Origin of the sequence: Paenibacillus sp. FSL M7-0134, from assembly GCF_038007865.1 — a bacterium.
GTDB classification, from domain to species: domain Bacteria; phylum Bacillota; class Bacilli; order Paenibacillales; family Paenibacillaceae; genus Paenibacillus; species Paenibacillus polymyxa_B.
In genome coordinates this window covers 844,572-869,283 of the sequence record NZ_JBBOXV010000001.1, presented here as the reverse complement: position 1 = coordinate 869,283, position 24,712 = coordinate 844,572, and the positions used below count along the sequence as shown (strand labels likewise).

Here is a 24,712-nt window from a genome sequence, read left to right as displayed (position 1 = left end):
TTTAGAATGAGCGCATGGACGTTGATCACAAACAAATGGGGGAGTATCCATGTTAAAGAAGATGATGGCGTTATCCGGCAGTTTGCTTTTGACGGTCGGTTTGTTGAGCGGATGTGGAAGCAGCGGCGGCACGGATGCGTCGAAAGAAAGTGCTGGCGGCAAAGAAGATTTGAAAACGGTTACAATAAACATGTTCACAGCTTCACCAGAGTATACCGATGCTTTTAACGCGTATATTGAGGAGTATAAGAAGGTCAAACCTAACGTGAAGATCAATCTGGAGATCATGCAGGCAGACTACAACACGATTCTGAAGTCGAAAATAGCCTCAGGTAGTACACCGGATGTATTCCAAACGACGGCTGGAGGCGACATCGACACGTATGCGGATTATAGCGCCGATCTGACCAATGAGCCACTGGCAGCAGCCATGACGGATGCTGTTCGAGCGAATATGAGTTCCAGTGACGGTAAAGTGCTGGGATTCCCGGTGAAGGGGAACCTGTTTACGCTGATTTACAATAAGGATTTGCTTACCAAGGCTGGGGTAACCTCCCCGCCGAAGACGATTGCAGAAATGCAGGATGCGGTCACCAAGCTAGAGGCGAAGGGCATTACTCCATTTGCCAATGCATATAAAGAGTGGTGGGTATGGAAGCATATCTTCCAACACTATGTAGATGCTGCTGCGCAGGATGCGGGCGTGGAACCGAAGCAACTCGTTAGCGATTTTATCGCAGGCAAAGCAAAAATCAAGGACTACCCAGTGCTGTACAACAACTTCTTTAACTTCATTGATTTGACGGTGAAACATGGCACAGATAAGCCACTGGAACGGGACAGCAATGCGGAAGTAAGTGATTTTGCATCCGGAAAAGCTGCGTTTATGACGGGTAAAGGTGCGTGGGATGAGGAAGCAATCAAGAAAATTAATCCTGATCTTAAAATTGGCATCATGGGATATCCGGTGAGTGACAAAGCTGATCAATCGGTCATCATTACCGGTGCAGATCAGGCGCTGCGTATCAACAAGGATTCCGAAGTATCGAAGGAAACGATTGAATTTTTCAACTGGCTGTACACTTCGGAATACGGCAAGAACTGGTTCTCCCAGGTAGCGAAGGTGATTCCTCCAATTAAGGATGCACCGCTTCCTGATCTGGAAATGCCTAAGGAAATGGAAAGCATTTTGAAAACGTCGAAGTCCGGTGATCTGTCTGTTAACTACTCGCTGGATACGTTCCACCAAAAATTTGGCGAGCTGATGCAAGCATATATCAGCGGTAACATGAATAAGGATCAGGCGGTTGCAGAGATTGAGAAGGCATGGGTGCAATTAGGTTCAGCACAATAAGATTGGTTCCGCAGAGGCGTCCGTAAGGGCGTCTTTTTGTGTTATAGCTAGGAGGCGAAGAGGGCGTGGATAAAAAAATATTTAATAATAATTAAATATTTACTTGCAAAAAGTTATTGAGTTGTGGATAATAGGTTGTGTGCAATATATCTACAACATACGACATACATAATGACTGCAAGTTGCAAATGTGAGAGATCCCCCGTTTGAGGGAATCTCTTTATTCCGTTTGGACTATGCCGATCATGTTTATAATAGACCGTGTAATTTGGAACGCATTTTCATTGATGTGGTAAAGGTAAAAGGGAGATGAACGTTTTGACGAACTCGTTGTTTACACCGTATACACTGAAAGATTTGGAATTAAAGAATCGTGTGGTGATGCCCCCGATGTGCCAATACTCGGTGACAGCCAAGGACGGGATTCCGAATGATTGGCATCATGTTCATTACCTGAGTCGGGCTATTGGAGGTACGGGCCTGATTATTATAGAAATGACAGACGTGGAACCAGATGGACGGATTACAGATTATGATCTGGGTCTTTGGTCAGACGAGCATGTCCCAGCTTATAAGAAGCTGGTTGACGGCATTCATGCGCACGGGTCCAAGGTAGGCATCCAGATTGCTCACGCGGGCCGTAAAGCTGAGGATGCAGCTGAGCCAGTTGCTCCTTCGGCCATTGCATACCCGGATGCGAATTATAAACAGCCACGCGCGCTTACGACGGAGGAAGTCCGTGGCATGGTGCAGAAATTCGCAGACGCTACCCGGCGTGCAGTTCAAGCGGGCGTGGATACGATTGAACTTCACGGGGCACATGGTTACTTGATTCACCAATTCCATTCGCCAGTTACGAACAAGCGAGACGACGTGTATGGTCAGGAGCTATCCCGTTTCGGTGTTGAGGTTATTCAGGCTGTACGTAAGCAAATGCCTGCGGGTATGCCGTTAATCTTACGCATCAGCGCGGTGGAATACGTAGATGGTGGGTACGATGTGGATCATGCCATTGAGCTGAGCCGTGCATATCAGGCGGCAGGCGTAGACGTGATCCATGTTAGCTCGGGCGGGGAAGGCCCTGCTGGCGTCAGAAAGCCGGGCAACTATCCGGGCTATCAAGTGCCGTTCGCACGCCAAATCCGCGAGGCACTGAACATCCCGGTGATCGCTGTCGGCGCACTGGATGACCCAGCCTTGGCGCAGTCCGTTATCGGCAACGAGGATGCCGATCTGGTCGCTGTGGGACGCGGATTGCTACGCGATCCATATTGGGCGATTCATGCAGCAGTGACGCTGCGCGGCGAGGAGCCTTCCATACCTGAACAATATCAACGTGGCTACTGAGGCCTAAGTAATCCCACGTTGTTTATATATAAACAAGGCACCTGCAACGAAGTGTACGCTTCGTCAGGTGCCTGTTTTGTTTTATGGACAGATGGTACAGTGTAAGCAATCTTACACGTAGTAGTGGTTATATTTTGTATACTTGTATTATTTAGTGATTAGGAGGTTTGAAAGTGGATTATATTATTGAAACGAAAAAGCTCCGCAAACAGTTTGGGGGGGCTGTAGCCGTAGACGACATATCCTTACATGTGGAGCGTGGCAGTATCTACGGTTTCCTCGGTGAAAATGGAGCTGGTAAGACAACCACTATCCGCATGCTAATGAGGCTAATTGAGCCTACAAGTGGGGAGGTTTTTTTATTTGGCGAGCGGCTGGAGAAAAACTATCCTTCTATTTTCTCGAAAATAGGTACAATTATCGAAACGCCTGGTTTATACGAAAATTTGAGCGCACGCGACAATCTAAGAATTTGCTGTATGTACATGGGGGTACAGGACAACGGAAGGATAGAACGTACCCTAACCACGGTAGGATTAGAGCATACCGGGAAAAAAAAGTTTAAGGATTTTTCCCTAGGAATGAAGCAAAGATTAGGGATTGCGAGGGCGCTTGTTCATGACCCTGAGTTGCTCATATTGGATGAGCCGACGAACGGACTGGACCCATCTGGAATTAAGGAAATTCGTCAGCTATTGAAGCGGTTGTGTGAGGAGAATGGGAAAACCATTCTTATTTCCAGTCATATCTTGAGCGAAATTCAGCAGTTAGCTACACACATCGGGATTATACATAATGGAAAGCTGTTAACAGAAGATCGTTTGAGTCAGTTGGAGGAAGAATTTGAACAATACACAGACATAAAAGTACACGATGCAAAAGCAGTACAAACGTTTCTGCAAGAGCACATGGGACAGCAGCTTCAATCTAATGTGATATCCCCACAAGAACTAAGAATTCATAGTCCGATCGAAAATACAGCCACGTTAAATAAACAGTTAATAGATCATCAGTTTTCAGTCTATGAGATACACACCTCAAAGCAGACACTAGAGGAGTACTTTCTGACTCTCATTTCGGGAGAGGATGTGCGACGTGCTTAGAGCAGAACTCATTAAACTTAAAAGTTCTAAAGCCTTCTTGTTGAGCTATATTATATTGCTGGCTGTTGTGCTGTTGGAATTTGCGACGAGCGCTATTTTTTACAGATATTCAATTGATAAACGGGGTTGGACTTACTATTTCGAGGGCATAGTTCTCTTCGTCAATGTTGCAGCCGGATTTATCAGTTACTACATACTAACCGGTCATATTTTTGCAAGAGAGTATCAGGAAAACACGCATCTATTTATGTTTACCACGCCTGTCACCAGGGTTAAATTTTATTTTAGTAAATTGATCATTATTTATGGATTTATTATTGTATCCTTATTTCTCGTTCTGTTTTTGTCTGCCTTATTAGGCATGTCTATTACAGATCGACCTTTAACGATGGCTATCTGGGTATACCAAATCCAAGTGTTTGCTAAAATGTGTGTGATGCATGCGATGTTAATCCCAATCGCCTCTTTTTTTGCTATACGCTGGAAGAGCATCATGGTGGTTGTACTCGTAGTTTGTACTGCTATATTTTTGAATTTTATATATAAAAGTGAATGGTACCCTTGGATTGTACCCTATCTCTTATCTCCTAATGAAAGAAATGCGACTATACCTACCAATGTTTCAATAGCATGGCTCAGCTTATCCGTGATCTTTCTTCTTGGATTGTCTTTATCCATATGGACATATCAAAGAAAAGACTAAATGGAGAGTTTTTGAGAGGAGGGTTATTATGCTTGACCTGTTTAAAGCAGAGTGCTTGAAGCTGAAAGGAACTAAAATTCTTTGGTTGAGTGTAATGATTTTAGTATTAACCATTGTTTTAGAATTTTATAGTTACGCGGGTAGTTCCAAGTATTCCATAGATCGTGATGGTTGGAATGACTACTTTATGAGTGTTGTTATTCTTATTAATTTTCTGACCGGTTATATGAGCTACTATATTTTGACCTGCTATATCTATGCAAGAGAGTATCAGGAGAAGACCCATATTGCACTGTTTACAAACCCGATTCGCCGGACTCGTATTTACTTCAGCAAACTACTCGTTATTTATATGTACGTCGCTGTTAGCCTACTGATGGCATTTGTGCTATCTACAGTATTGGGTACGTTTATTACAATCAGACCGCTAACCTTTGAAATCGTTATGTATCAGCTTGGGGTATTTGCTAAAATGATTCTTATGCATTCTATGCTCATCCCGATCATCACGTTCTTCGCTATTCGTTGGAAAAAATTTGTACCCGCCATTATTGGGATGTGTACGGTTATGTGCTTAAATTTTGTTTTGGTTAATACACCGGGGAATACCTTTTATCCATGGACAGTGCCGTTATTGTTTTCTCCCCATGGACAAATGGGCAGAACATTCACGTATGTTCCTGGAGGGGTCATCAGTATTTGCTTCATTTTTGTGCTGGGTCTTTTTTTGGCGTTGAGAAGTTATACTCATATAGAGAAAAAGTAGAATGTGCAAGCAGAAAAACAAGGATGGTAGTCCGCATAAGGTTGGTTGAATGAAGCTGTAAAATGTTGTCGCTAAAGGACGGATTTGCGTGCTATAATTCCAGTAACAACAGAATGGCTTAGGTGGGCGGTCGGCTAAGTCTCCCGGAAGGGAGGTGATGCCTGTGGAGGTTAAGGATGCTCTGACATTAATGATGATGTTCGGCACGCTATTAGTAGCGTTGATCGGATTAATCGTTACGATTGTTATTGCGTTGAACCAAAACAAAAAGAAATAGACCGCCCTGGACAAGGGAAAACGGTCTATTTCTAATAGAGCTAGCCCTGTTCAGCCGACCGCTCTTCAAAGCGGCTGTTGCCAAGAGTAGGGATGTTACCAGCATCCTTGCTCTTTTTTAGTATATCCTTCTATCATTTATTTTAGCACAATTGAATAATCGATGTAACTCATTTGGTGAAAACTTTAACTTCCTTTGGAGCGAGGGTCACGGTGATCGAACCGTTGTTAATCTGAATGGAGTCGTTGCTTAATTGGTTGGTCAGGCGAGTGCCGTTGGACAGATTGTCGAAGTTGCCAATCGTGCGGGTTTGACTGCTCCAGGAGTTGTTGATAAGTACGATGGCCTCGTCTCCATTTTTAGAGCGCTGGAAGCTGTAAAAGGAGTCGTCTACCCACTTTTCCTTTTGGCTCCCGTTTTGCAGGGCAGGGTGGCTGTTGCGCACACGGTTCAGCTTAGCGATGTACTGATACAGATCATGATTGGCGTTAAACACAACGTTTTCCCGGTTGGCAGGATCATCTCCGCCACTAAAGCCTTGCTCGGTGCCTTGATAGATGATAGGAATCCCGCGTGAGGTCAAAGTAAAGCCCAAGGCGGCCTTGAGCTGAGGCCATTTGTCATAGTTAGCACCCGGCTTGCCAGAGGCGTCATTCAGGAAACGTTTTACATCATGATTGTCGATAAATACGCCGTTGGTCTGGGCATCGCGATAGTGACGATCATCTGAGTAGCGTTCCTTGATTTTCCTCATAGATTGATCGTGTCCAAACACATCCTTGATTGTATAATACATCGGAAAATCCAGTGCGGCATCGAGATACCGGGTGTAATCACCCACATAAGCAGGATCGCCACTGTAAATTTCACCGAGAGTGAAGGTATTGGCGGCCTGGTCAAAATCCTTCAAAAACCCTTTGGGTACATGCTTCACAGTGTCCACCCGCAGTCCGTCGACCCCCGACTCGTTCAGCAGCCATTTGATCCAGTTTTTGAGTTCATTCGCTGTATCTGGGTTGTCCTGATTCAGGTCGTCCAATCCGGCAACGTCACCGTTTTCGATTTTCCACTGATTGTTTGAGTTGTAGTCTGCTCCTGTGATGTCGCCATTGTGATGATACCAGTCCGCTTTGTCAAAAGGAGCCTTGGCGATGCCGTTCCCAGGTTGAAAATCGCCAGTGTGATTGGGAACTACGTCCAGCATCACAGCGATATTTTTGTCGTGTGCCTTACCAACCAGCTCTTTGAACTTGTCCATGGTACCAAGATGCCCGTCTACCGCATAAAAATCATACGTATGATAGCCGTGGTAAGCGTATTCGCTCTTTTGCATCGTTACCGGAGTAATCCAGATGGCGGTAAACCCCATATTTTTAATGTAGTCGAGTTGGTTAATAATACCTTGAAAATCGCCACCATGCCACTTGCGCTGATCGTTGTTGTTGGAATTGAAGCCACCGTAATTATCGTTGGATGGATCTCCGTTGCTAAATCGGTCTGTCATGATAAAATAAATGCTCTGTTTGCTCCAGTCTGTGTTGAGGGGAGTGGGCTTGGAGAGGGTACCTAGATCTATAGGAGTGAAGGCGCCCGAAGGCGCCCCCGTTTGAATAGTTACTTCAACTCCGTTAGGGTTGGGTACGTACGTAGAAGTGCCTACGTTTAAGGATGCACCCGAAAGTTCCACTGTTTGGATAGGTCCTGCAACTTCGTTAAGGTTGGTTGTGTAGGTGGAAGTCCCTACGCTGAGGATGCTCCCCGAAGGTGCCCCCGTTCGGATAGTTCCTGCGGCTCCGTTAGAGCCGGGCGTGTAGGTAGAAGTTCCCGTGCTGAAAAGGTAGTTCTTCGTGTTATTGCTGTCCCAGCTGTTATTGCCGTCATTAAAAGCGGCTTCCAGTTGGGAGGCAGACCCGATATCGACGGTAATTTTAGCATAGCCGCTAATCTCGGCATCCTGCATTTTCACACCGGGTACGGCAGTCCAGTTTCCGCCAGCCGGGCGGTAGTGAATGTAAGGCGAGTTAAAGCCTTTTTTGTAGTATACCGTTACCTTATTAGTTGTACCGCCGCCATCCCCGGGAACCGTGCCCGATGGAGCGCCTGATGTGATCGTTCCCGCATTGCCGCTGTTACCGGGCGTGTAAGTAGAAGTGCCCGTGCTGAAGGAGTAGTTTTTGGTGTTGTTGCTGTCCCAGCTGTTATTGCCGTCATTAAAAGCGGCTTCCAATTGGGAGGCAGACCCGATATCGACGGTAATTTTGGCATAGCCGCTAATCTCGGCATCCTGCATTTTCACACCAGGCGCAGCAGTCCAGCTTCCGCCAGCCGGGCGGTAGTGAATGTAAGGTGAGTTGAAGCCTTTTTTGTAGTATATAGTTACTTTGTTGCCTGTACCGCCACCGTTATCGCCGGGCTTGGCCTTGTTTACAATATACTGTTTGAATCCACTCATCTCACCGGTTGGTGAGCCGTCGTTGTTGACGAGATTGTTGAGGCGTAAAAGTGTAAAGCCGTGATAACCGAACTTTGTGATTTTTTCTTCGATTTTTTGAAAGCCGCTACCGCCTGTTGGGAGTGCATTTTCACCATTTAGGCGAACACCCTTGGCATTAGCGATCGAGGAGACAGTATCTACTAATGTGGACGGCAAGGAATAATTCGGTGCTGTACCACTGTCGTTCATCTCCAGAGCAGTAAAGGTCAAATCCAGATCCGCATCTTTGAACTTCTCGATGAGACGGTTGTAATCATAATATCCACCTGCTTGCTCTGTGCTGTGAGGCATGGCAGGATTGTTCATCTGCCAGTGCAGACCGGAAATCTTGGCTCCGATACGGACACCGAACACGGAATCGAAGTTTTTGTGTGCAGCAGCTCCGATGACGCCCAGATGCTTCTCAAGCACGCTTTGGTACCACGACAGAAAATCCTTCCCATACGTGGAAGTATACCCGCCGTTCGTGTAAAATCCGTCCCCGTCGGTCGGTGGATTGATTTGGCCAAGGCTGCTCAGCTTGGTACCCCAGGCTGCATTAATCTTGTCCATTGATCCATACTTTTCATTCATGGCCGTGCGGAACGCATTTTTGGCTGTTTCAGTGTAGGCTTGGAATTTGCCCCGTGCAGGATAACTCCATCCCGCTGCCGGATAGTATGAAGGATATCGCAATTCTCCAGAGGGCCCACCGCTTAAATAAATTTTGGGAATGATGCTTTTGTAGCTAGCAAAGGTTTGAGCAAATGAGGCATATAGCTCGTCATATTGTTTACCAGTCCCGCTCCATAATGGAGAGAGGGCTTCGTTATTGGCAAAACCGCTTTCGTCCTTGAACTGCATTTCATCTGCACTGCCCTTGCTAGACAGCCAGCTTGGTAGCGGGATGTTGCAATCATCCCCCACATTTCCCCCACACTTATGCGTAGAGATAATAGGAACCCACTTCAATCCCACTTCTTTTACGGCATCTGCATAGGTCTTGTAGTAGCTCCAATCGAACTGGTTATCTCCTGCGCTCTCCACATGGCCCCACCAGACGTCGGTGGTAATGGCATACACACCGTTACTTTTCAGCGTTTGCAGTTGCTTTTTGAATGCACCCCAGTCACTGATTTTCGCCAGCGGCCCCATGACAGAAGCCTGAAAATCATCAGCAACCGCTGCGCTTGCCGTATTGGAGGGTGAGCCAATAAAGGCGGTCAGAGATAGCACAATGCTTAATAGCATCAGGCACCCTTTTTTCCATAGACTTCGATACAAGGTCAAACCGATCATCCTCCCCAAAGCATAGTCTAATTCGACAACATTTTGTAAACGTCTACAAAAATAGTATAAAGCAAGCGGTTGCATAAAAAGAAGAATTTATTGCACACTCAGGGTGGACAAATATGACATTTTACGTAAGCAACCGTGTGCTTGAAAGTTTCCAGACAAAAAAATAAGGCATAGGTCTGAGTAAGACGCATGCCTTTTAGTGATGTGCGAGCCAATGCCAGTATAGGAGAAAGTGAACCTAAGCGTATAAAAGCCTTGTTCCAGTCTGTATGAAAGTATTGCCGAGGCAGCTTGTTTAATAGTTGCTTACTTAATAAATAGGGCGATCCTTCTGGTCGGAAATGCCGCTTTTACGGTAGAAATACGTATTGATCCGATCCCGCCATTCTTTGGCATGCTCTGCCTGATGCTCCAGCCGCTCCAGCACCTGTTCATACATGGCAGCATTCAGTTGCCCTCGTAGACTAACCCATGTGTCTCGGAGATGGGCCGCACGTTCTGCACCTTCAAAATGGGTATCATAAATGTGCTGTATGACAGTTTGGCCGGAGTGGAGCAAGTGTGTATAAGGAACATGGTGAAAGAATAAGAGCAGCTCATCCGGGCAGGTGTCCGTAGATTCGTAGATATCAGTATTGGGAGAAAAATATTGTCCTGCATAGCCCGTTCCGGTTGCGGTCGTGCGATCTACCCCGATCCCCCTGCAATCAGCAAAATGGTAGGTGCCCCACATGGAATATTCGTACCCGTCTACATCCGGCCCATAGTGGTGATCGGGACTGACCATCCAGCCGACCCCGAGAGGGGCGGTGTAGGATTCGTAGACATTCCATGAATCGAGCAGCATCTGCTTAAGGGTAGAAATTAAATCTGTGCCGCCGTCGCTATTCCCTTGTCTGCCAAACGTCAGCCGAACCCACTCATCAGCGATTTCGTCTGCGGACAGATCCGGGTCCCATGCCAGCCGACCATAGCCATAAAGATTGGATTGGGCGAGCAAATGTCCGGTCCAATTGGTGTCTGCACCAATATTGGATACAGCGGCTATTCCATAGTTGGTATGCTTGGGAGAATGCAGAGCGCCACTCACGATACGCTTGATGGTGGAGCCTTTTCCTTGGGCGTAGGTGTCAAAATCCAATACTTCCTTCCATTGGGGAACAAGGTAACATAGATGTTTCTGTTGCCCGGTGTACTCTTGCGCAATTTGAAATTCCAGCAGTATCTGAGTGGATTCCAGCGCACCGAACAGGGGGGAGACAGGCTCCCGCACCTGAAAATCCATGGGACCATTTTTGATCTGTAAAATGACATTTTCCCGAAATAATCCATCCAGCGGTTTAAAATGGTCAAAGGCTGCGCAGGCCCGATCCGTCTTGCGATCGCGCCAGTCCTGCTTGCAGTTGTAGACAAAGCAGCGCCAAATCACACGTCCGCCATAGGGCTGCAACGCATCTGCCAGCATATTGGCTCCATCGGCGTGATGGCGCCCGTAGCTGAACGGTCCAGGCCGATTTTCGGAATCGGCTTTGACCACAAAACCACCCAGATCAGGAACGGCGGCGTAAACTTCCTGGGCTTTGGTCTGCCACCATTCAGCTACAGCTGGTTCCAGGGGATCGGCGGTGGTTAACCCACCGAGCTGAATAGGACTGGCATAGTTAATGCTCAAGTAGATCTGTATGCCATAGGCGCGAAATACCGCAGCTACTTTAGCCACATCCGGTAGGAATTTATCTGTAATCAGCTCGGTCTCTACCTGATGGACATTCACGTTGTTAATGGATAGTGCTTGAATGCCTACAGAAGCGAGTAGACGGGCATAGTCTCGCAGGCGCTCCATATTTGTAGTAAAGGCATTATTATCATAGAAAATAGAGCCACCCGCATACCCGCGTTCAATACTACCATCCATGTTATCCCAGTGATTGATCATGCGGATAGGATTAGCAGGGTTGGATAATTGGTCTAGAATGGGGACGTGCACTGATTCGGTGGTGGGCTTCAACTTCCCGTCTAGTCCTCCCTGCAGGTAGCGCAGCAGATGAAAGACTCCGTACAATACGCCTTTGGAGGTCTGCCCCGCGATTGTAACGTACTGTCCCTTGATATCATCGTTACCGTGCGAAGCTGAATATGCCGGATCTGGCATCTCTATCCCGCGAATTCGGTAGCCTTCTGCGCTCACTTCTGCCTGTTCTTTTGCGCTGAATCGTTCTGCGACCAAAGGATGCTCTGGGAACGTACCCAGCGCAATGAATGGCGTATTCACAGGAACGGCGCTGATCTTCGGCTGCTGTCCAAACATGGAGGTCAATCCGTGCTGAAGCTCACTCGCAGCCGATTGAAGCACTTCATCTGTCCCATGGACCACGATGACCCTGCACCAAGCGGGCAGCTTTTCTACCTTACTATTGCGGCTGTAATGCAGCCAAGCCGCATAGCCGCTCTCTTTTGGCATATCCATCAGCTTGCTCATATTGGAACCTCCTTTTGGGCAGGTGAAGATGATCCTCAGACATGCTGTTCCTGATCCTGACTCATATGCTCAGGGAGAGTCAGACGGTTGCCCTTGCCTTCATACATCCACAAAATAGCGGTAACTCCGCGCGGATAATATTTACTGCCGTGAGCAATACCGGAGAGTATCTGATCGCTCCAGCACCAATAGGATTCTTCAGGGTGAAGGAGCCATGAGGCATGGGCAGCGTCTGCGGCCTGCCCAGCTTCTTCCCAAGGCAGCTCCAGCAACTCGCGGGCAATAAACTGTGACAGATAGATTTTGCTCAGCCAGGAGTTGTTACTGGTCGAGGACAGCTTCCAGCCTCCGTCTTCAAACAGGCAAACTCCCGGTACCAGTACAGTTTCCAAATGACGCCGCAGTGCTTGGATATATCCACCGAACCGTCCATCAGGCTTAAGCGCAGCCTCACATCCTGTAAAATAAGGGAAGATCAGCCCCTCAATGGCAGGAATAATCTGCGAGTCATTGCCCTCCTTAATAACTGCAGGAATATAGCCTTTGTCTGTCATATGTGCTGTGATCGCTGCTGCGCATTTGTCCGCCTGTAAGCCAGCCTCCTGTGAGAGGGAGTTAAGCCCTTTTGAGGCAAATATCTTTTCCAGTGCAACATATACTGCCCAGCATTTGCTGCCTAGATAAATGTTGTTGCGAGACTGACCCAGAGATACGTCCAGACTGTCGTAGGTCGTAATTTCCGCGCCTCCCCGGGTTCTAGAGCTGTCCAAGCCCATCAAGCCGTTTCGTTGTGCCGGGTCGGGGTGATCCCGCCGCAGCATGCTTTCGAAGCAGTCACACAAGACAGGCAGCATACGTGTCGTAAATGACTGATCCTGTGTCTGCTCGATATATACCGTGGCGCAGCAAAGCCAGTTCACCAGTTCCTCATGGCTCATGTAAGAGAAGCAGTCGTCAATCCCAGCCAGCTCATAACAGGAGTACCCCTGCCGGGAGAACACGTTTGCGACGCCCATATCATGCGTAAACGTGATACCACCGGTATAGGTCTGTTCCTCTCCTGGAAAGCGTACCTCATCCCGATAGCTGTACCTTTGGACAAACCACTCCAGCTCGTTGCGTACCGTCCATGGATTTAAAATCAATTCATAGTAGAGCTGATCTGCCGTCAAATCGAGTGTATTCATCATCCGATACTCGCCTTCGTTCACAACCCAGATCGGTTCTCCATCCGCTTGGTGACTAAGCAGTTGGGTGCTGCCATAGTAGCTGTGGATCGCCTGAGCGAGCATAAATTCCTGGTCCGGGCTCAAGTCGGCCGACTCCATCCAGCGATTAGCCTGAACACAGGCTGCGGTCAGGTTTGAAAAATGCTTCAACGCATAGCTTCCCACGTCTTCAATATCCTTGAACAGCTGGGTATAGTAATACGACGCTTCAATGCCTGTTGTCACAATGCCGCCGCGATAGAAGCATATGGCGAAAGCATATGTGCGCTTCTCACCTGCGGGAACGTCCATCAGAAGCGCACCCGTCGCGCCCAGGCCAAAGGATAAATTCTCGGCCATGGTCTCCCCAAGCAGCTTCTCCATTGCAAATCCGCTGGCAGGTACCGCTTCACTGCTGTTGGTCACAATGGCTGTGCTGCGTCCTTGGCCGATGCCTGTAAGTCTTTCTTCTAATTGGGTAGAATCAGTAGCGTCCCTGCGCGGATCTTCTCCTATAATGCGTATGCCGCTATACGGATCACTGCCCTGATATCCGAAAAAAGCTCTTCGCGCTGCAGTCCCCAGTGTGTTATCGACGGTTAGCTCGGCGAATACCGCCGGGACCAACGCTGCCCGCAGCTCATCCATACCTGCGGTTCCCGGCTCGGGCACTGGGCGAACAGGAGAGTACAGCCGGAACGTCAAATCGCCAGCCTGCCATGTATCCGTTCCTGCTTTTAGCTCACGGGTAATGTCTGAATCGGCAAAGGCCATAAGCAGCGGTTCCGTTCGTTTACCCTTTTTCTCCACGTCGTAGCGGGCACTTTCATCCTGTGTGGATGTAAAAAAGGGAAGCGCCTCGTATACTCCGCCATCTCTGGATTGCAGCCCGATATATACATTTTCATCGGCAGGCTTGCCCAGCTCCAAACCAAGTCCGCCGCGATTGCCCTTAAACCCAAGCGTAAAGCTGGAAAAAGACCCGATAGGTGCATGCTGTGTGTTATAAAATATATTTTTAGACATATAATGAAACCCCTTTCATAATAAAGTTTAACTTTGACTAACTTCACTTAGAGCCTAGCATGTCATGTGGTGGGGAACCATTGTCAAATCGCTCAACTATTTATCCAAATCGCGCTAAAAGCGATATACTGAGTATATCGATATAAGCCAGGAGGGAAAACATGTCGACACCACGTTTACCGAAGAGCCCCCATCATCCAGACCTTACAGTTGCCGGAGAGGAATTCTTTTTTCCCGATGTGCGAACCACAGTCAATTTGTTTGCTATTCATACACGAAGTGTCGGAAGAGAGTGGAGCTATCCGCTACACGAGCATCCTCAATATGAGATTAACATCGTGCTTGCGGGAGAACAGATCATGGTTGTAGATGGTCGCAGCTATACCCAGCGACAGGGTGATCTGGTGCTGCTGCGACCGGGGATTGTCCACTCCAGTCATAGTAACGGAGAGGGATTTACGTATTTTTGTATGCATTTCGACATTGATGATAAGCTGTTTCTCTCGCTCCTGAGTCGTCTGGAGCAGGTGCTGTTTCCAGCTGAAGGAACAGTGGCAGGGCAGATGGGACCAGCGCTGGGCAAGTTGCTCGATCTTTCAGCGCCGGAAGACATAGGAGTAGGTAGTGATTCGGTGGCAAAGCGAATGCGGATTCAATCTGCTGTGTTTGAACTGTTCGCAACGTTGTGGGAGGCTGTATCCAGTGAAGCGGCCCATCTGCCGGGGCGTGGATATGTGCAGGCAGAGCTTGCCCATCAGATTGCCAGTCGTCTTCAGGGCAGAGTGAATCAGCCTTATGGACAGGCAGGCTCGGTAGAAAAGCAGGATGGGATCGAGGGGATTTCATCCGAGCTAGGTATTAGCGTGTCCCATTGTAATCGTGTATTCCGTAGCGTTTTCGGCGTATCTCCCCGTGTATATCTATCCGGGCTTGTGCTGCATGAGGCCAAGTTGCTGTTGGCTGATCCGCAATGGTCGGTGCAACAAATTGCCGATATGCTCGGCTATGGGGATATTGCGCATTTTAGCAGACAGTTCAAGCGCTGGTCGGGCCAATCGCCGACATCCTATCGCAAAAGCACGGTGCAGGAAAGCCCATTCCAATAAAAATAAGTATGCCTTTAAAATAGTTATGATATAATCCTTATAAAGGAGCTGAGAATAATATGAATTTACATAATCAACGTGTCGTCGTGATTGGCGGCAGTGCAGGTATAGGGCTGGCAACAGCCATAGAAGCAGCAAAGCAAGGGGCAAGCATTGTGATCGCTGGGCGTTCCGCGGAAAAACTGGAGCAGGCGAAGAAGGTCATCCCTGCCGAATCGGTGGAAACCTTCCAACTGAATAATCAGATAGAGGAAGAGGTTCAGGCGTTTTTTGAAAAAGTCGGAGCATTCGACCATCTGTTTACACCGGGTGCCAGCTACACGCGTGGTCCGATCACGATAGACACGGAAAAGGCAAGAACCCCGTTCGAAGGGAAATTCTGGCCGCAATATTTTGCTGCCAAGCATGCGGTACCACATATCTCCAAGGACGGCTCGATCGTCCTCATGTCCGGGGCCTTCAGTCAACGACCGATGGGATTTGGTGCTACATATGGAGCGGCTAACGGCGCGATCGAAAGTTTGGGCAAGGCGTTGGCAGTGGAATTGGCCCCAGTACGGGTTAATGTCGTATCTCCTGGCACGATCTGGAGAGACGGACCTGAGGGTGAGCAGCGGGCACAAGCTTTTGAGGAATACAAGGAAGTAACCCTGCTCCGTCGAGTGGGGTATAATGAGGAAATCGCACATACTGTGTTGTATCTGATGACGAACAAGTTTACCACCGGAAGCGTGCTGTTCCCAGATGGCGGTTATACGCTGATCTAATCCGACAGGCAGGAATCAATTTTTAAACAAAAACCGGTTCAACACCATACAAAGTGTTGAACCGTTTTTTTTATGATAACAGGCTTGCCTCTTGCAACTCTTTAGCTTTGCACATCTAACCCTTTATATTTTCGCAAAATACGTGGGTAAATCACTTTAGACCCGATGCATACCATCGCCAGCATGGCGAACAGCAAACCGCTCCACAGCGTCCCATGAATCCCCGCTCTGACCATAAACCACCCCCCTACCAGCGAGCCCAGTGAGACCCCTAGGTTAATAAACGAGATATAAAGACTGTTGGCAAACGCGGGAGCTTCTTTGGCCTCATCAATCACCCAAATCTGGGCGACAATCAGTCCGCTGGTATGAACGGCCCCCCACACGATAATGATGAAGAGCGTAGGGATAAATGAGGAACTGATCCCGTACAACAGCAAATAGGTGCCTCCCAAGGCTACTGGATGAAAAAGAGCGGTGCGTACCTTATGCAAGCCCATGAGCTTGCCAGCCAACAGATTGCCGAGCATTCCGCCGATGCCGAAAATAATAAGCAGAAAACTGATAACATTGCTGCTCATCCCTGTATTTTGCCCCAAATATTCGGCAGAATAGCTATACACCGAGAACATGGCTGCAAAAATAAAAGTAGCCGCCCCGATATTGAGCCACAGCGATACCTTACGCAAAATGCCAAGCTGCTTCCGATAGGAGGACATTTCGGCTTGTCGTGTATCCGGCAGCATAAATAAAATACCGATCCCTGCAATCCCATTCGCTACCGCAGTAAACCAGAAGGAGGCCTCATATGAAAATTGATTGGCGATATAGGCTGTAATTGGAATACCGAGTACCATTCCCATGCTCGTGCCGAGAAAGGCTTTGGCAGAAGCTTGCGTTGCTTTTTCCGGGGGATACAACGCAGTGGCAGCGACAAAGGCAAGCGAGAAATACACCGGGTGAAACAGAGCCGGAATGATACGTAAAATGACTAGTAGATAAAAGTTGGATGTATAGGCTGACAGCAAGCTTGTTATGGCAAAAACAAACAACGACATTGTCATGATTCGCTTGCGGTTAAACCTGGACATCCATAGCACCATGAAGGGACCGAACAGCGCGATGATCAATGCAAATGAACTGACAAGAAACCCGGCCTGGGCTGCCGTAATATGAAAACGTTCAATGATGACTGGCAAAATGCCAACCACACCGAACTCGATCGTGTATACACCAAATAGGCCAAGCGCAATGAAAAGCAGGGGCTTACTATATTTCATTAGTTTCATTCCTTCTCCACTTCTTCCTGCTTTACGTCCTTGATTTTGCGTGCTAATATTTCATTAAATCATAAAATAATAAGGCAATATTCGGAATAATACATAATAATAATTGTGTTTTTGTAATATTACCTTGGACTTAAGGAGATGGATTTGATGGATCAAGTGGATCATAAAATTTTGTTGTGTCTACAAAACCAGGCGCGTATCTCCATGACCGAGCTGGGTAAGGAGGTTGGGCTTTCCCAGCCTGCCGTAACGGAAAGAGTGCGGCGCATGGAGGATAAAGGTATTATCGCCGGGTATCGTGCCATAGTTTCACATGAGAAAGTTGGAAAGCCGATCATGGCTCACGTGCTCGTGCATACGAATCAATGCAATTCATTTGTTGAGTTTTGCCAATCTGCACCCGAAGTCATTGAATGCCATAGAATCAGCGGTGAGCAAAATTACTTACTGAAAGTCATGGTTGAGTCTATGCTCAAGCTGGAGCAGTTCGGGGATGAGTGTGGAAAGCACGGGCACTCTACCACGTTAATTGTCCTGTCCTCGCCTGTAGACCATAAACATGTAACCCCCACTTTATTAGACCCTATTTGAGCTACCGTAAATGGCTTGGCAAAGCTCAGTTGTAAACGGACCTGACATCCCTTCGAATGCTGTATTGGTAAAGGCGACCACACTAAGTCTTAGTGTGGGATCAACGAACCACGAATGGCCATAAGCTCCTCCGAGTCGCCACGTTCCGGGTGATTCTGCTGTTCCACTTTCGTCGGGATTTTGGAGTACGGTGAATCCTAGTCCAAAGCCCCGCCCCGGCCAGCCTGCCAAGGGAAGGTTCCCGGTCTGGATGGTGCCCATTTCACGGACCCATTCCTCTGAAAGTAACGGATTGCCGCCGTTTCGCAGTGTTTCCAGCAGCCGCATGAAATCTTTTGCGCTGCCAATCATACCCGAGCCACCAGAGTGGAAAGCCGTGGAATCAAAGGCTCGTGCAGGCTGAAAACGAAGTCCTGCGGTGCCTTCAAAAACCTGCGCAACCTCAAGCTCACGCATCCGCCGGGGTTCTGATATATCGTTGACATAAGGAGCCGCAAGCCGTCCAGCATCCGCGACCGCGAAACTGGTGTCGTGCATATCGAGAGGTTCTGTAACGAGCTTTTTAACAGCTGCATCAAGGGTTGTGCCACATACACGGCTAATGATCGCGCCTAGCACATCAGTAGCAATCGAATATCCCCATGCTTTACCCGGTGTATATAACAGAGGCACAGAAGCCAAACGTTGCAAGTTCTCTTCCAGCGTAAGATTTGAAAAATCCATGCCATCTGATACGCCTGCACGATGATAGGAACCGCCGCCTTCTTCCTCTAAAAAGCCATAGGTCAACCCGGCAGTATGTGTCAGCAATTGGCGTACTGTAATGGAGGGTTGCTCACCACTGATTAATCGGGGGCGAAAATCGGGCAACCAGCGTTCAATAGATTCATCGAGCTTAATCAATCCTTGGGCTGCCAAAACCAAAGCCGCAGTAGATACAATCGGTTTGGATACAGAAGAAAGCCGAAATAAAGCCTCCTCATGCATAGGACGTTGTTCTTCTCGATCAGCCAGCCCCGCCGCTCGGACATACACGGGTGAACCATCCATATATATCATGACGACTGCGCCGATCAGGCGCTTCTCGTTAAGGGTTTGATCTATAACTGCATTTACACGTCCGTCCAGATCAGCTTGTATCGCAAAAACTCTATTATCCAAACTCATAAATATCTCATCCTCTCTATGATCCAGCGGTTATCGCTTGATGGAACTTAGTTTACAGGATGGGAAGGCGACATTACATAAGGTAACAAAGGTGTTCAGTGAGTATTAACGTTAAAATAAAATTATATTAAAAGAATGGCTTTGGATTTAAATGAATGGGGTTTTACAAAAAGTTATACCGCGTTTTACAGTGGCTTTTTAAGTTGAGATACGTTGAAAATAGGTGGTAAAATTTACAACAAAGGGGGTTTTATTTATTGAGGCTTGTATCGCGTAATAAGTTGGCTTGCTTGGTTGTCCTCGGAGGGATTTTGACTGTAATTGCTACAGGTTTTGGAGGGGATAAGGAACCTTATAAACTTCCCGATAAGCCCAAAGAGGCTGCTGTCTCGACATTTTCAGAATATATGAACGCTTCTATGAGTCGGGATTACGATAAGATGCTTTCACTGTCTGATGATTATCGCTTTAAAACAGAACAGGCACGGCTTAACTTTCTAAAAGCTCAGGGAACACCGATTGATTATCGTATCGTGTCTGTGGATGATTCTAACCCTTCCAAGATTGTTGTTTCGTCGATAACGAAGTATGAGGATATGGAGTTACCTTCCATTAAGCATGTTCTTGCTTTTGAGGAAGGAAAGTACAAGCTACAAATGAGAAATGTTGTGATCAATATGATTCCTTCATCTTCTGACTACAGAACGGTCGAGTACGAGCCTGACAAAGTAAACGAAAATTTAGAAGGTAATTTCAAGTGAATTTAATTTTTCAATTTTCTAATCATACGGTCCAAAGCGTATCCAATGAGATACCAGAAAACTAGTGTAGTGAAGTAAACAATGGCTATGGGGATGTCTGCCTCTCGCACAAATCGAAATGATTCATACATCCAAACCAACGGACTAATAATAGCTAATAGTATATTATAGTCGTCGTACCCCGTAATATTTACAGTAATAACTAGACATGAGATTAGGACCAGCCAAAAACGAAAAGATTTCATTGCCTATACCTCCGCAAGTGTATTTGTTGTTATAGACGAATCAAAAAGCTGGAAGTAGCATTTATTCCAAATTTATTTATTAAAATGTATTAAAAAGAACGATATTTCGATCCTATTTACTTGTCACGATTTTTAGACGTACGGTATTCGTGTGGTTTTGAGTGACGCTGGATTCTTTCAGACTTTTCGATTTGTGATATACTCTCGATATATGAATTGTATGGGATGGTGATGACTGAATGAATCGTACACACGACCTAGGCAAGCTAATCAAACTAACTGGAGATAGAGCAAAACTGGACGCTAAAGCAAATGGCACATATATTGTCTACAAAACGCCGGATGGTCAATTTGTTAAAGAGTACAGTAATGGTCAAGTCGAACGAATTAAAGAACAGGATATTTTATCATGAGTGAGCCGTTTGCTACTATGTTTGTATTCGCAGGAAACAACGGAAGTGGTAAGAGTACAATTCGTAATCTAATCGTTGATAAACTTGGTGTAAGTGTTAATATCGATCCAGATGCGTTAGCGCGAGGGATTGATCGTGAAAACCCTGATCGACACAAAGTATCGGCAGGAAAGGAAGCGATTAAGCTAGCGCGGGATTGTATAAGAAATAAACGAGATTTTACCGTAGAGACGACACTTGCTGGTGGCAATGTGATTCGACAAATGCGAGTGGCAAAAGAAAAGGGCTTTGAAGTTATTATGTTTTATGTGGGCCTTGGTGATTATCGTCTTAATATCGAGCGAGTTGCTGCACGAGTTCGAAATGGGGGTCACCACATTGATACCGCTGATATTATAAGACGGCATCAGACCTCACTGGACAATCTTCTCTTACATCTTAAACTTATCGATCATTTAATTGTCATTGACAACAGCAGCTCAGATGGCGTGATTGTATTGGAATCAGATAGTGAAACGATAAAACACCATGTGGCGTTGTTACCGGATTGGGTTAAAATCATTGATAGTTACTTGCAAAATAAAAATACTGATCAAGAATAAACCGACAACTGTATGATTCAGTGATCGGTTTATTCTATATTTACATCGTATTGTGTCCACAATGTCAATTCGATGTGTATTGCACCTCAAAATGGGACCCGTTAGTAATAGACTGTTATTATTTTTCAACAGACTTTAGCAAGACGATGAACAGCACCCTGATCGTAGCGGCTTCTTCGGATTCTTTTTCTCTACACTTTTTTCACTGGACGTAACACTGCGTAGCCATATCCTTCTGGGAAATGCCGCTGATAATCCTGCTTCGTTTCCTCATCCCATTCATACCCCAGGCTGCTAGGGTCAAAGTTCCAAGCCTTCTCCTCCACCATTCTCATAACGTCTCCATTGTTTTTTAAATAATTAAAGGGCGGGTGAAAAAACACCAGGTAATCTGATTCGGGGATGTCCCGGCACTTCATTCCTGCGGGAATCTCTCCGGCATAGTCAGCGGCGACCGGTATTCCATAGAGATAGCCCTTCTGACCATCCTGATAGAACCAGCCCGCAGTTTGGCCCAATTGTTCGGGAAGCTTGAGATGAGACATGCTTTCCAATGTTCCGCAAATTTCATCACAATTGTGACCGTTTCTCCAGAAATCACCGTAGTTTCGTGAAGAAGTATCCCAAATTCCAATAAATTTGTGTGCTGGTATACGCTCGATTTTGACTTCAGCTTCTTGCAAATGATCCTTAACCATCTTATCCCGCTCCTTCAAATGGTAATGATAAGGAGAGAACACCTCAACGCGAATGGCTAACGGGATAGGTCGGGGCTCCTTCTGGTATACAGCCGGAGTTACCTCAAACGCTTTTACAAATGCCCGTGTAAAAGCCTCCTGTGAAGAAAACCCATACTTTACTGCAACATCGAGGATGCGGACATTGCTATCCCGGAGTTCCAGTGCAGCACGGCTAATCCGGCGCATCCACACATAATCCCTTAACGTCATTCCTGTAAGAGAATGAAACTGTTTTGTACAGTAGTAAGGGGAGTAGCCTAACTGATTGGACATTCTCAACAACGAAGGTGCTGAAGTAAGATTATTATCAATCCAATCGATCATGAGCTGGACCATTTCGTTCCATTCGTACACGAGGGTTCCCTCCTTTCGGCTCCATCTTAACAGCCGGAATACAGGAATATTTGACTTGAGTTGCATGCACTCTTTTGTATTCATGAAGCTTTAGTCAAGGGCTATGTTAGTCCTTGTTGTCTTGTTCTATTTTACTCCTCTACATAACGGATATATGGGCGTTGAAAGTACCTTTGATCAGACACGAAATAATATTGTTTGCCTATAACCAGAGGAGGGATTACAGACTTTGAGGAAATATATAATTCTTTATATTCACTTCCGTTAGCAGCATCTCTCTGTATGACCAAGTAATCATCTGTAGTTTTAACTAATTTAGCGGTTTCTGCTGAGTGATGACCTGAATAATAATAAATCCAGCTGAAAATCAGTGAAAAAAATATAATTCTTAGAATAGTTGCAGCCGTTTTATTCTTTGTAATCAGCATTCGCGCAAACCTCCGATAATCCATTCTTTCATTTGTAATAAAATATGTATGATTGGTTATTTAACCTGTTTATGTATATTGTAAGGCGTATAATCGGTTGGCGAAAGTAGATTTCACACAAAAAGCCTATCTGCCAAAACAACGGCAGATAGGCTTTTATAACATAAACGTCCACTATACTTCGTGTTTATACGCAGTCTGTGCCTCTACATTACAATTGCACCGACCACATATTCCCTATTATCAGTTATCCCTACGCTGACGTGCGCGGGCTTCGCCGCCTTTACGGCCAGCTTCTTCCCTGCTCATTTTCCCGTCGCTATCACTCTGGTCTGAATTGCCACGGGCTTCACCGCCCTTGCGTCCGATTTCTTGATAGAAGTCCTTGTCATGGTTTTTGGAAGTGGCTTCGCCGCCTTTTTCAACGATTTCCTGGTAGAAGTCCTTGCCATGATTTTTGGAAGTGGCTTCGCCACCTTTTTCGCCAATCTCCTGATAAAATTCTTTGTCGTGATTTTTAGCAGTAGCTTCTCCACCTAAACGTCCTGCTTCTTCGCGACTCAGTTTGCCATTTTGGTTGTTGTTAGCCATGTTCAATCACTCCTCATCGAATTTTAGTAAAGCGTGTTCGTGTATCTATTAACCTTCATGTCAGGAATTAAACATGTCTACTTTTTTATAGGAGATGTAAATAACTGGATATATTCACCTCGATCAGCGTTCCCATGCTTCTGTGTTCAATTGTTGCTGGCGGGTAAATAATGCCGGATAAATGAACAGGCTGAGCAGCACGCTGGTCAAAATAGCAGAGGTCATGGTAGTGAATACGATTAGCAATTGCAAACGCACGGCGGCAATCGGATTGGCACCTGCGATGATTTGTCCGGTCATCATGCCGGGAAGCTGGACAAGCCCCAGCGTTTTTTGCCCCTCGATGGTTGGAATCATACTGGAACGTATGCAATCCTTGAGTATAGGGAAGATGGCTTGTCTAGGCGTGCCGCCTAGCGCCAGAATGAGCATGATTTCAGGCTTGCGCAGCAGAACTTCCGACTTGAGCCGGGACACCAGCAGGCTGGACAAAATCATGGAGCTGCCAATGATCATGCCGCTAATCGGAATCATATATCGGGCTGTCGCCGGAATAATATGCAGGCCAATCAGGAACGCCTGCGTAACGATTTCCACACACAGCAGCGTCAGGAATGACTTCCACATGAGACCGGGGATAAATCGTCCTTTGCGCGCAACATTTTGTGAGGCTACGGTAATCATGAGCAGAATGAATAATACGATAAATCCGTAGCTCTGCATCCCAAAAATTAAATGTAATACATATCCAATCGCCAGCAGTTGAATCGACGCTCTGATTGTGGCGATGATAATGTCTCGGTCCAGACCGAGTTTGAAGGATTTGGACATGACGATGGCGATAAATACAAAACCGAGAGAGAGAATCAAGGCAACAATCGTCATACCCATTCTCCTGCTACAAACCTGCGGGTCTCACTATGCTGCGGAGCATTAAAAAACGTCTCCGTATCCGCTTGTTCTACCAGTCTTCCGTCGATCATCAGCCATGTCTCGTGGCCTACCCTGCGGGCTTGTTCCATATGATGCGTAATCCAGATCATCGTTGTTCCCTCTTCTTTGTTCATTTGCAGCAGCAGTTCCTCAACCTCTTTGACCGAGGCGGGATCCAGTGCAGAAGTAATCTCATCCAGCAGTAAAATATCCGGGCGGTTCGCGAGCGTCCGCGCCAAGGCCAAGCGCTGTCTTTGTCCACCGGACAGTTCCTGCGCCTTTTGTTCCAACAGATCGTGGGTGAGTCCTACGCGTTCCAACAGGCCGGCAGGATCATCCAGCACTGTACCGTGCAGCCGTTCTACGGTTTGGAGATTGTACAGGACAGTTCCCTGAAGCATGGGGGCATCCTGAAAAACCAATGCTACTCTCCGTCTTAGTTCAGGGATCTCCCACTCCGATATCGGTTTGCCGAGGACACGGATGTCCCCTTCATCCGGTGTCATTAGGAGGTTGCACAGTGAAAGCAACGTGCTTTTACCAGACCCCGATGGACCGACCAACGTGGTGATTTTGCCGGGGGAAACTTTTGCCGTAATCCCGTTCAGAACAGCACGTTGCTGTCCAGACCCGGCGAAATATTTGATAATGTGATTGAATTCAATAGCTGGAAGTGGCTTGGATTCCATA

General features: G+C 46.8%; 22 protein-coding genes. 12 read left to right on the top strand and 10 right to left on the bottom strand.

What is annotated here, in order from left to right; genetic code table 11:
* Positions 1-49: 49 nt before the first annotated feature.
* The 6 genes from NSQ58_RS03745 to NSQ58_RS03720 all read left to right on the top strand — a co-directional run bounded on the left by NSQ58_RS03745 (position 50) and on the right by NSQ58_RS03720 (position 5,550).
* Complete coding sequence (locus NSQ58_RS03745; protein WP_028540854.1) at positions 50-1,354, top strand: ABC transporter substrate-binding protein; 1,305 nt, start codon at positions 50-52, stop codon at positions 1,352-1,354.
* 318 nt (positions 1,355-1,672) lie between these two features.
* Positions 1,673-2,701 carry an NADH:flavin oxidoreductase/NADH oxidase gene (locus NSQ58_RS03740; RefSeq protein ID WP_341056924.1) on the top strand — a complete coding sequence of 343 codons (1,029 nt, stop codon included), beginning with the start codon at positions 1,673-1,675 and terminating at the stop codon, positions 2,699-2,701.
* Positions 2,702-2,874: 173 nt separating this feature from the next.
* Entirely contained in the window at positions 2,875-3,804 is a 930-nt protein-coding gene (locus tag NSQ58_RS03735; RefSeq protein ID WP_076156614.1) for an ABC transporter ATP-binding protein, read from the top strand.
* Positions 3,788-4,507 (top strand): ABC transporter permease, encoded by a 720-nt coding sequence (locus NSQ58_RS03730; RefSeq protein WP_076156611.1) that lies wholly within the window; start codon positions 3,788-3,790, stop codon positions 4,505-4,507. Before NSQ58_RS03735 ends, NSQ58_RS03730 begins: the two co-directional genes overlap by 17 nt.
* A gap of 28 nt (positions 4,508-4,535) precedes the next feature.
* Positions 4,536-5,273 (top strand): ABC transporter permease, encoded by a 738-nt coding sequence (locus NSQ58_RS03725; RefSeq protein WP_341056923.1) that lies wholly within the window; start codon positions 4,536-4,538, stop codon positions 5,271-5,273.
* 163 nt (positions 5,274-5,436) lie between these two features.
* Positions 5,437-5,550 carry a putative holin-like toxin gene (locus tag NSQ58_RS03720; protein ID WP_010347020.1) on the top strand — a complete coding sequence of 38 codons (114 nt, stop codon included), beginning with the start codon at positions 5,437-5,439 and terminating at the stop codon, positions 5,548-5,550.
* 169 nt (positions 5,551-5,719) lie between these two features.
* Here NSQ58_RS03720 and NSQ58_RS03715 read toward each other — a convergent pair whose 3' ends face one another.
* The 3 genes from NSQ58_RS03715 to NSQ58_RS03705 all read right to left on the bottom strand — a co-directional run bounded on the left by NSQ58_RS03715 (position 5,720) and on the right by NSQ58_RS03705 (position 14,035).
* Positions 5,720-9,313: a family 14 glycosylhydrolase gene (locus NSQ58_RS03715; RefSeq protein ID WP_341056921.1), complete on the bottom strand. Its 3,594-nt coding sequence runs from the start codon at positions 9,311-9,313 to the stop codon at positions 5,720-5,722.
* A gap of 319 nt (positions 9,314-9,632) precedes the next feature.
* A complete protein-coding gene (locus tag NSQ58_RS03710) occupies positions 9,633-11,801 on the bottom strand; it encodes an alpha-glucuronidase family glycosyl hydrolase (protein WP_341056920.1) in 2,169 nt (722 codons plus the stop codon).
* Positions 11,802-11,836: 35 nt separating this feature from the next.
* Positions 11,837-14,035, bottom strand: coding sequence for a glycoside hydrolase family 52 protein (locus NSQ58_RS03705; protein ID WP_341056919.1), 2,199 nt, complete (start codon positions 14,033-14,035; stop codon positions 11,837-11,839).
* 161 nt (positions 14,036-14,196) lie between these two features.
* Here NSQ58_RS03705 and NSQ58_RS03700 point away from each other — a divergent pair, with 161 nt between their 5' ends.
* Both NSQ58_RS03700 and NSQ58_RS03695 read left to right on the top strand, forming a co-directional pair.
* Positions 14,197-15,141 carry a helix-turn-helix domain-containing protein gene (locus NSQ58_RS03700; protein ID WP_076264558.1) on the top strand — a complete coding sequence of 315 codons (945 nt, stop codon included), beginning with the start codon at positions 14,197-14,199 and terminating at the stop codon, positions 15,139-15,141.
* A gap of 59 nt (positions 15,142-15,200) precedes the next feature.
* Positions 15,201-15,908 carry an SDR family oxidoreductase gene (locus NSQ58_RS03695; protein ID WP_076264557.1) on the top strand — a complete coding sequence of 236 codons (708 nt, stop codon included), beginning with the start codon at positions 15,201-15,203 and terminating at the stop codon, positions 15,906-15,908.
* A gap of 101 nt (positions 15,909-16,009) precedes the next feature.
* Here NSQ58_RS03695 and NSQ58_RS03690 read toward each other — a convergent pair whose 3' ends face one another.
* Positions 16,010-17,188 carry an MFS transporter gene (locus tag NSQ58_RS03690; RefSeq protein WP_341056918.1) on the bottom strand — a complete coding sequence of 393 codons (1,179 nt, stop codon included), beginning with the start codon at positions 17,186-17,188 and terminating at the stop codon, positions 16,010-16,012.
* Positions 17,189-17,344: 156 nt separating this feature from the next.
* Here NSQ58_RS03690 and NSQ58_RS03685 point away from each other — a divergent pair, with 156 nt between their 5' ends.
* Entirely contained in the window at positions 17,345-17,788 is a 444-nt protein-coding gene (locus NSQ58_RS03685) for an Lrp/AsnC family transcriptional regulator (RefSeq protein ID WP_028540848.1), read from the top strand.
* Here NSQ58_RS03685 and NSQ58_RS03680 read toward each other — a convergent pair.
* Complete coding sequence (locus NSQ58_RS03680) at positions 17,774-18,955, bottom strand: serine hydrolase domain-containing protein (RefSeq protein WP_341056916.1); 1,182 nt, start codon at positions 18,953-18,955, stop codon at positions 17,774-17,776. The two genes, NSQ58_RS03685 and NSQ58_RS03680, sit on opposite strands and share 15 nt — an antisense overlap.
* Positions 18,956-19,212: 257 nt before the next feature.
* Between NSQ58_RS03680 and NSQ58_RS03675 the strand changes: the two genes are divergently transcribed.
* The 3 genes from NSQ58_RS03675 (at position 19,213) to NSQ58_RS03665 (ending at position 20,976) form a co-directional block, all read left to right on the top strand.
* Positions 19,213-19,716, top strand: coding sequence for a hypothetical protein (locus NSQ58_RS03675; protein ID WP_068939110.1), 504 nt, complete (start codon positions 19,213-19,215; stop codon positions 19,714-19,716).
* Between the two features lie 484 nt (positions 19,717-20,200).
* On the top strand, positions 20,201-20,374 hold the full coding sequence (locus tag NSQ58_RS03670; RefSeq protein ID WP_023990932.1) for a hypothetical protein: 174 nt from the start codon (positions 20,201-20,203) through the stop codon (positions 20,372-20,374).
* Positions 20,371-20,976, top strand: coding sequence for a zeta toxin family protein (locus NSQ58_RS03665; RefSeq protein ID WP_028540845.1), 606 nt, complete (start codon positions 20,371-20,373; stop codon positions 20,974-20,976). Before NSQ58_RS03670 ends, NSQ58_RS03665 begins: the two co-directional genes overlap by 4 nt.
* A gap of 191 nt (positions 20,977-21,167) precedes the next feature.
* Here NSQ58_RS03665 and NSQ58_RS03660 read toward each other — a convergent pair whose 3' ends face one another.
* From NSQ58_RS03660 to NSQ58_RS03640, 5 genes are all read right to left on the bottom strand, one after another.
* Positions 21,168-22,070 (bottom strand): AraC family transcriptional regulator, encoded by a 903-nt coding sequence (locus NSQ58_RS03660; RefSeq protein ID WP_069081064.1) that lies wholly within the window; start codon positions 22,068-22,070, stop codon positions 21,168-21,170.
* Positions 22,071-22,201: 131 nt separating this feature from the next.
* On the bottom strand, positions 22,202-22,498 hold the full coding sequence (locus NSQ58_RS03655; RefSeq protein ID WP_341056915.1) for a hypothetical protein: 297 nt from the start codon (positions 22,496-22,498) through the stop codon (positions 22,202-22,204).
* 243 nt (positions 22,499-22,741) lie between these two features.
* Positions 22,742-23,089, bottom strand: coding sequence for a general stress protein (locus tag NSQ58_RS03650; protein WP_341056914.1), 348 nt, complete (start codon positions 23,087-23,089; stop codon positions 22,742-22,744).
* Between the two features lie 123 nt (positions 23,090-23,212).
* Positions 23,213-23,974 carry an ABC transporter permease gene (locus NSQ58_RS03645; protein WP_023990927.1) on the bottom strand — a complete coding sequence of 254 codons (762 nt, stop codon included), beginning with the start codon at positions 23,972-23,974 and terminating at the stop codon, positions 23,213-23,215.
* Positions 23,971-24,711 (bottom strand): ABC transporter ATP-binding protein, encoded by a 741-nt coding sequence (locus NSQ58_RS03640; protein WP_023990926.1) that lies wholly within the window; start codon positions 24,709-24,711, stop codon positions 23,971-23,973. The genes NSQ58_RS03645 and NSQ58_RS03640 overlap by 4 nt, the downstream gene beginning before the upstream one ends.
* Between the last annotated feature and the right edge of the window lies 1 nt (position 24,712).

Excerpts from the sequence above, each read along its gene's own strand:
- NSQ58_RS03745 (WP_028540854.1), top strand. The coding sequence starts at position 50 with ATGTTAAAGAAGATGATGGCGTTATCCGGCAGTTTGCTTTTGACGGTC.
- NSQ58_RS03730 (WP_076156611.1), top strand. The coding sequence starts at position 3,788 with ATGTGCGACGTGCTTAGAGCAGAACTCATTAAACTTAAAAGTTCTAAA.
- NSQ58_RS03725 (WP_341056923.1), top strand. The coding sequence starts at position 4,536 with ATGCTTGACCTGTTTAAAGCAGAGTGCTTGAAGCTGAAAGGAACTAAA.
- NSQ58_RS03710 (WP_341056920.1), bottom strand. The coding sequence starts at position 11,801 with ATGAGCAAGCTGATGGATATGCCAAAAGAGAGCGGCTATGCGGCTTGG.
- NSQ58_RS03705 (WP_341056919.1), bottom strand. The coding sequence starts at position 14,035 with ATGTCTAAAAATATATTTTATAACACACAGCATGCACCTATCGGGTCT.
- NSQ58_RS03700 (WP_076264558.1), top strand. The coding sequence starts at position 14,197 with ATGTCGACACCACGTTTACCGAAGAGCCCCCATCATCCAGACCTTACA.
- NSQ58_RS03695 (WP_076264557.1), top strand. The coding sequence starts at position 15,201 with ATGAATTTACATAATCAACGTGTCGTCGTGATTGGCGGCAGTGCAGGT.
- NSQ58_RS03690 (WP_341056918.1), bottom strand. The coding sequence starts at position 17,188 with ATGAAATATAGTAAGCCCCTGCTTTTCATTGCGCTTGGCCTATTTGGT.
- NSQ58_RS03685 (WP_028540848.1), top strand. The coding sequence starts at position 17,345 with ATGGATCAAGTGGATCATAAAATTTTGTTGTGTCTACAAAACCAGGCG.
- NSQ58_RS03680 (WP_341056916.1), bottom strand. The coding sequence starts at position 18,955 with ATGAGTTTGGATAATAGAGTTTTTGCGATACAAGCTGATCTGGACGGA.
- NSQ58_RS03670 (WP_023990932.1), top strand. The coding sequence starts at position 20,201 with ATGAATCGTACACACGACCTAGGCAAGCTAATCAAACTAACTGGAGAT.
- NSQ58_RS03665 (WP_028540845.1), top strand. The coding sequence starts at position 20,371 with ATGAGTGAGCCGTTTGCTACTATGTTTGTATTCGCAGGAAACAACGGA.
- NSQ58_RS03655 (WP_341056915.1), bottom strand. The coding sequence starts at position 22,498 with ATGCTGATTACAAAGAATAAAACGGCTGCAACTATTCTAAGAATTATA.
- NSQ58_RS03650 (WP_341056914.1), bottom strand. The coding sequence starts at position 23,089 with ATGGCTAACAACAACCAAAATGGCAAACTGAGTCGCGAAGAAGCAGGA.
- NSQ58_RS03645 (WP_023990927.1), bottom strand. The coding sequence starts at position 23,974 with ATGACGATTGTTGCCTTGATTCTCTCTCTCGGTTTTGTATTTATCGCC.
- NSQ58_RS03640 (WP_023990926.1), bottom strand. The coding sequence starts at position 24,711 with ATGGAATCCAAGCCACTTCCAGCTATTGAATTCAATCACATTATCAAA.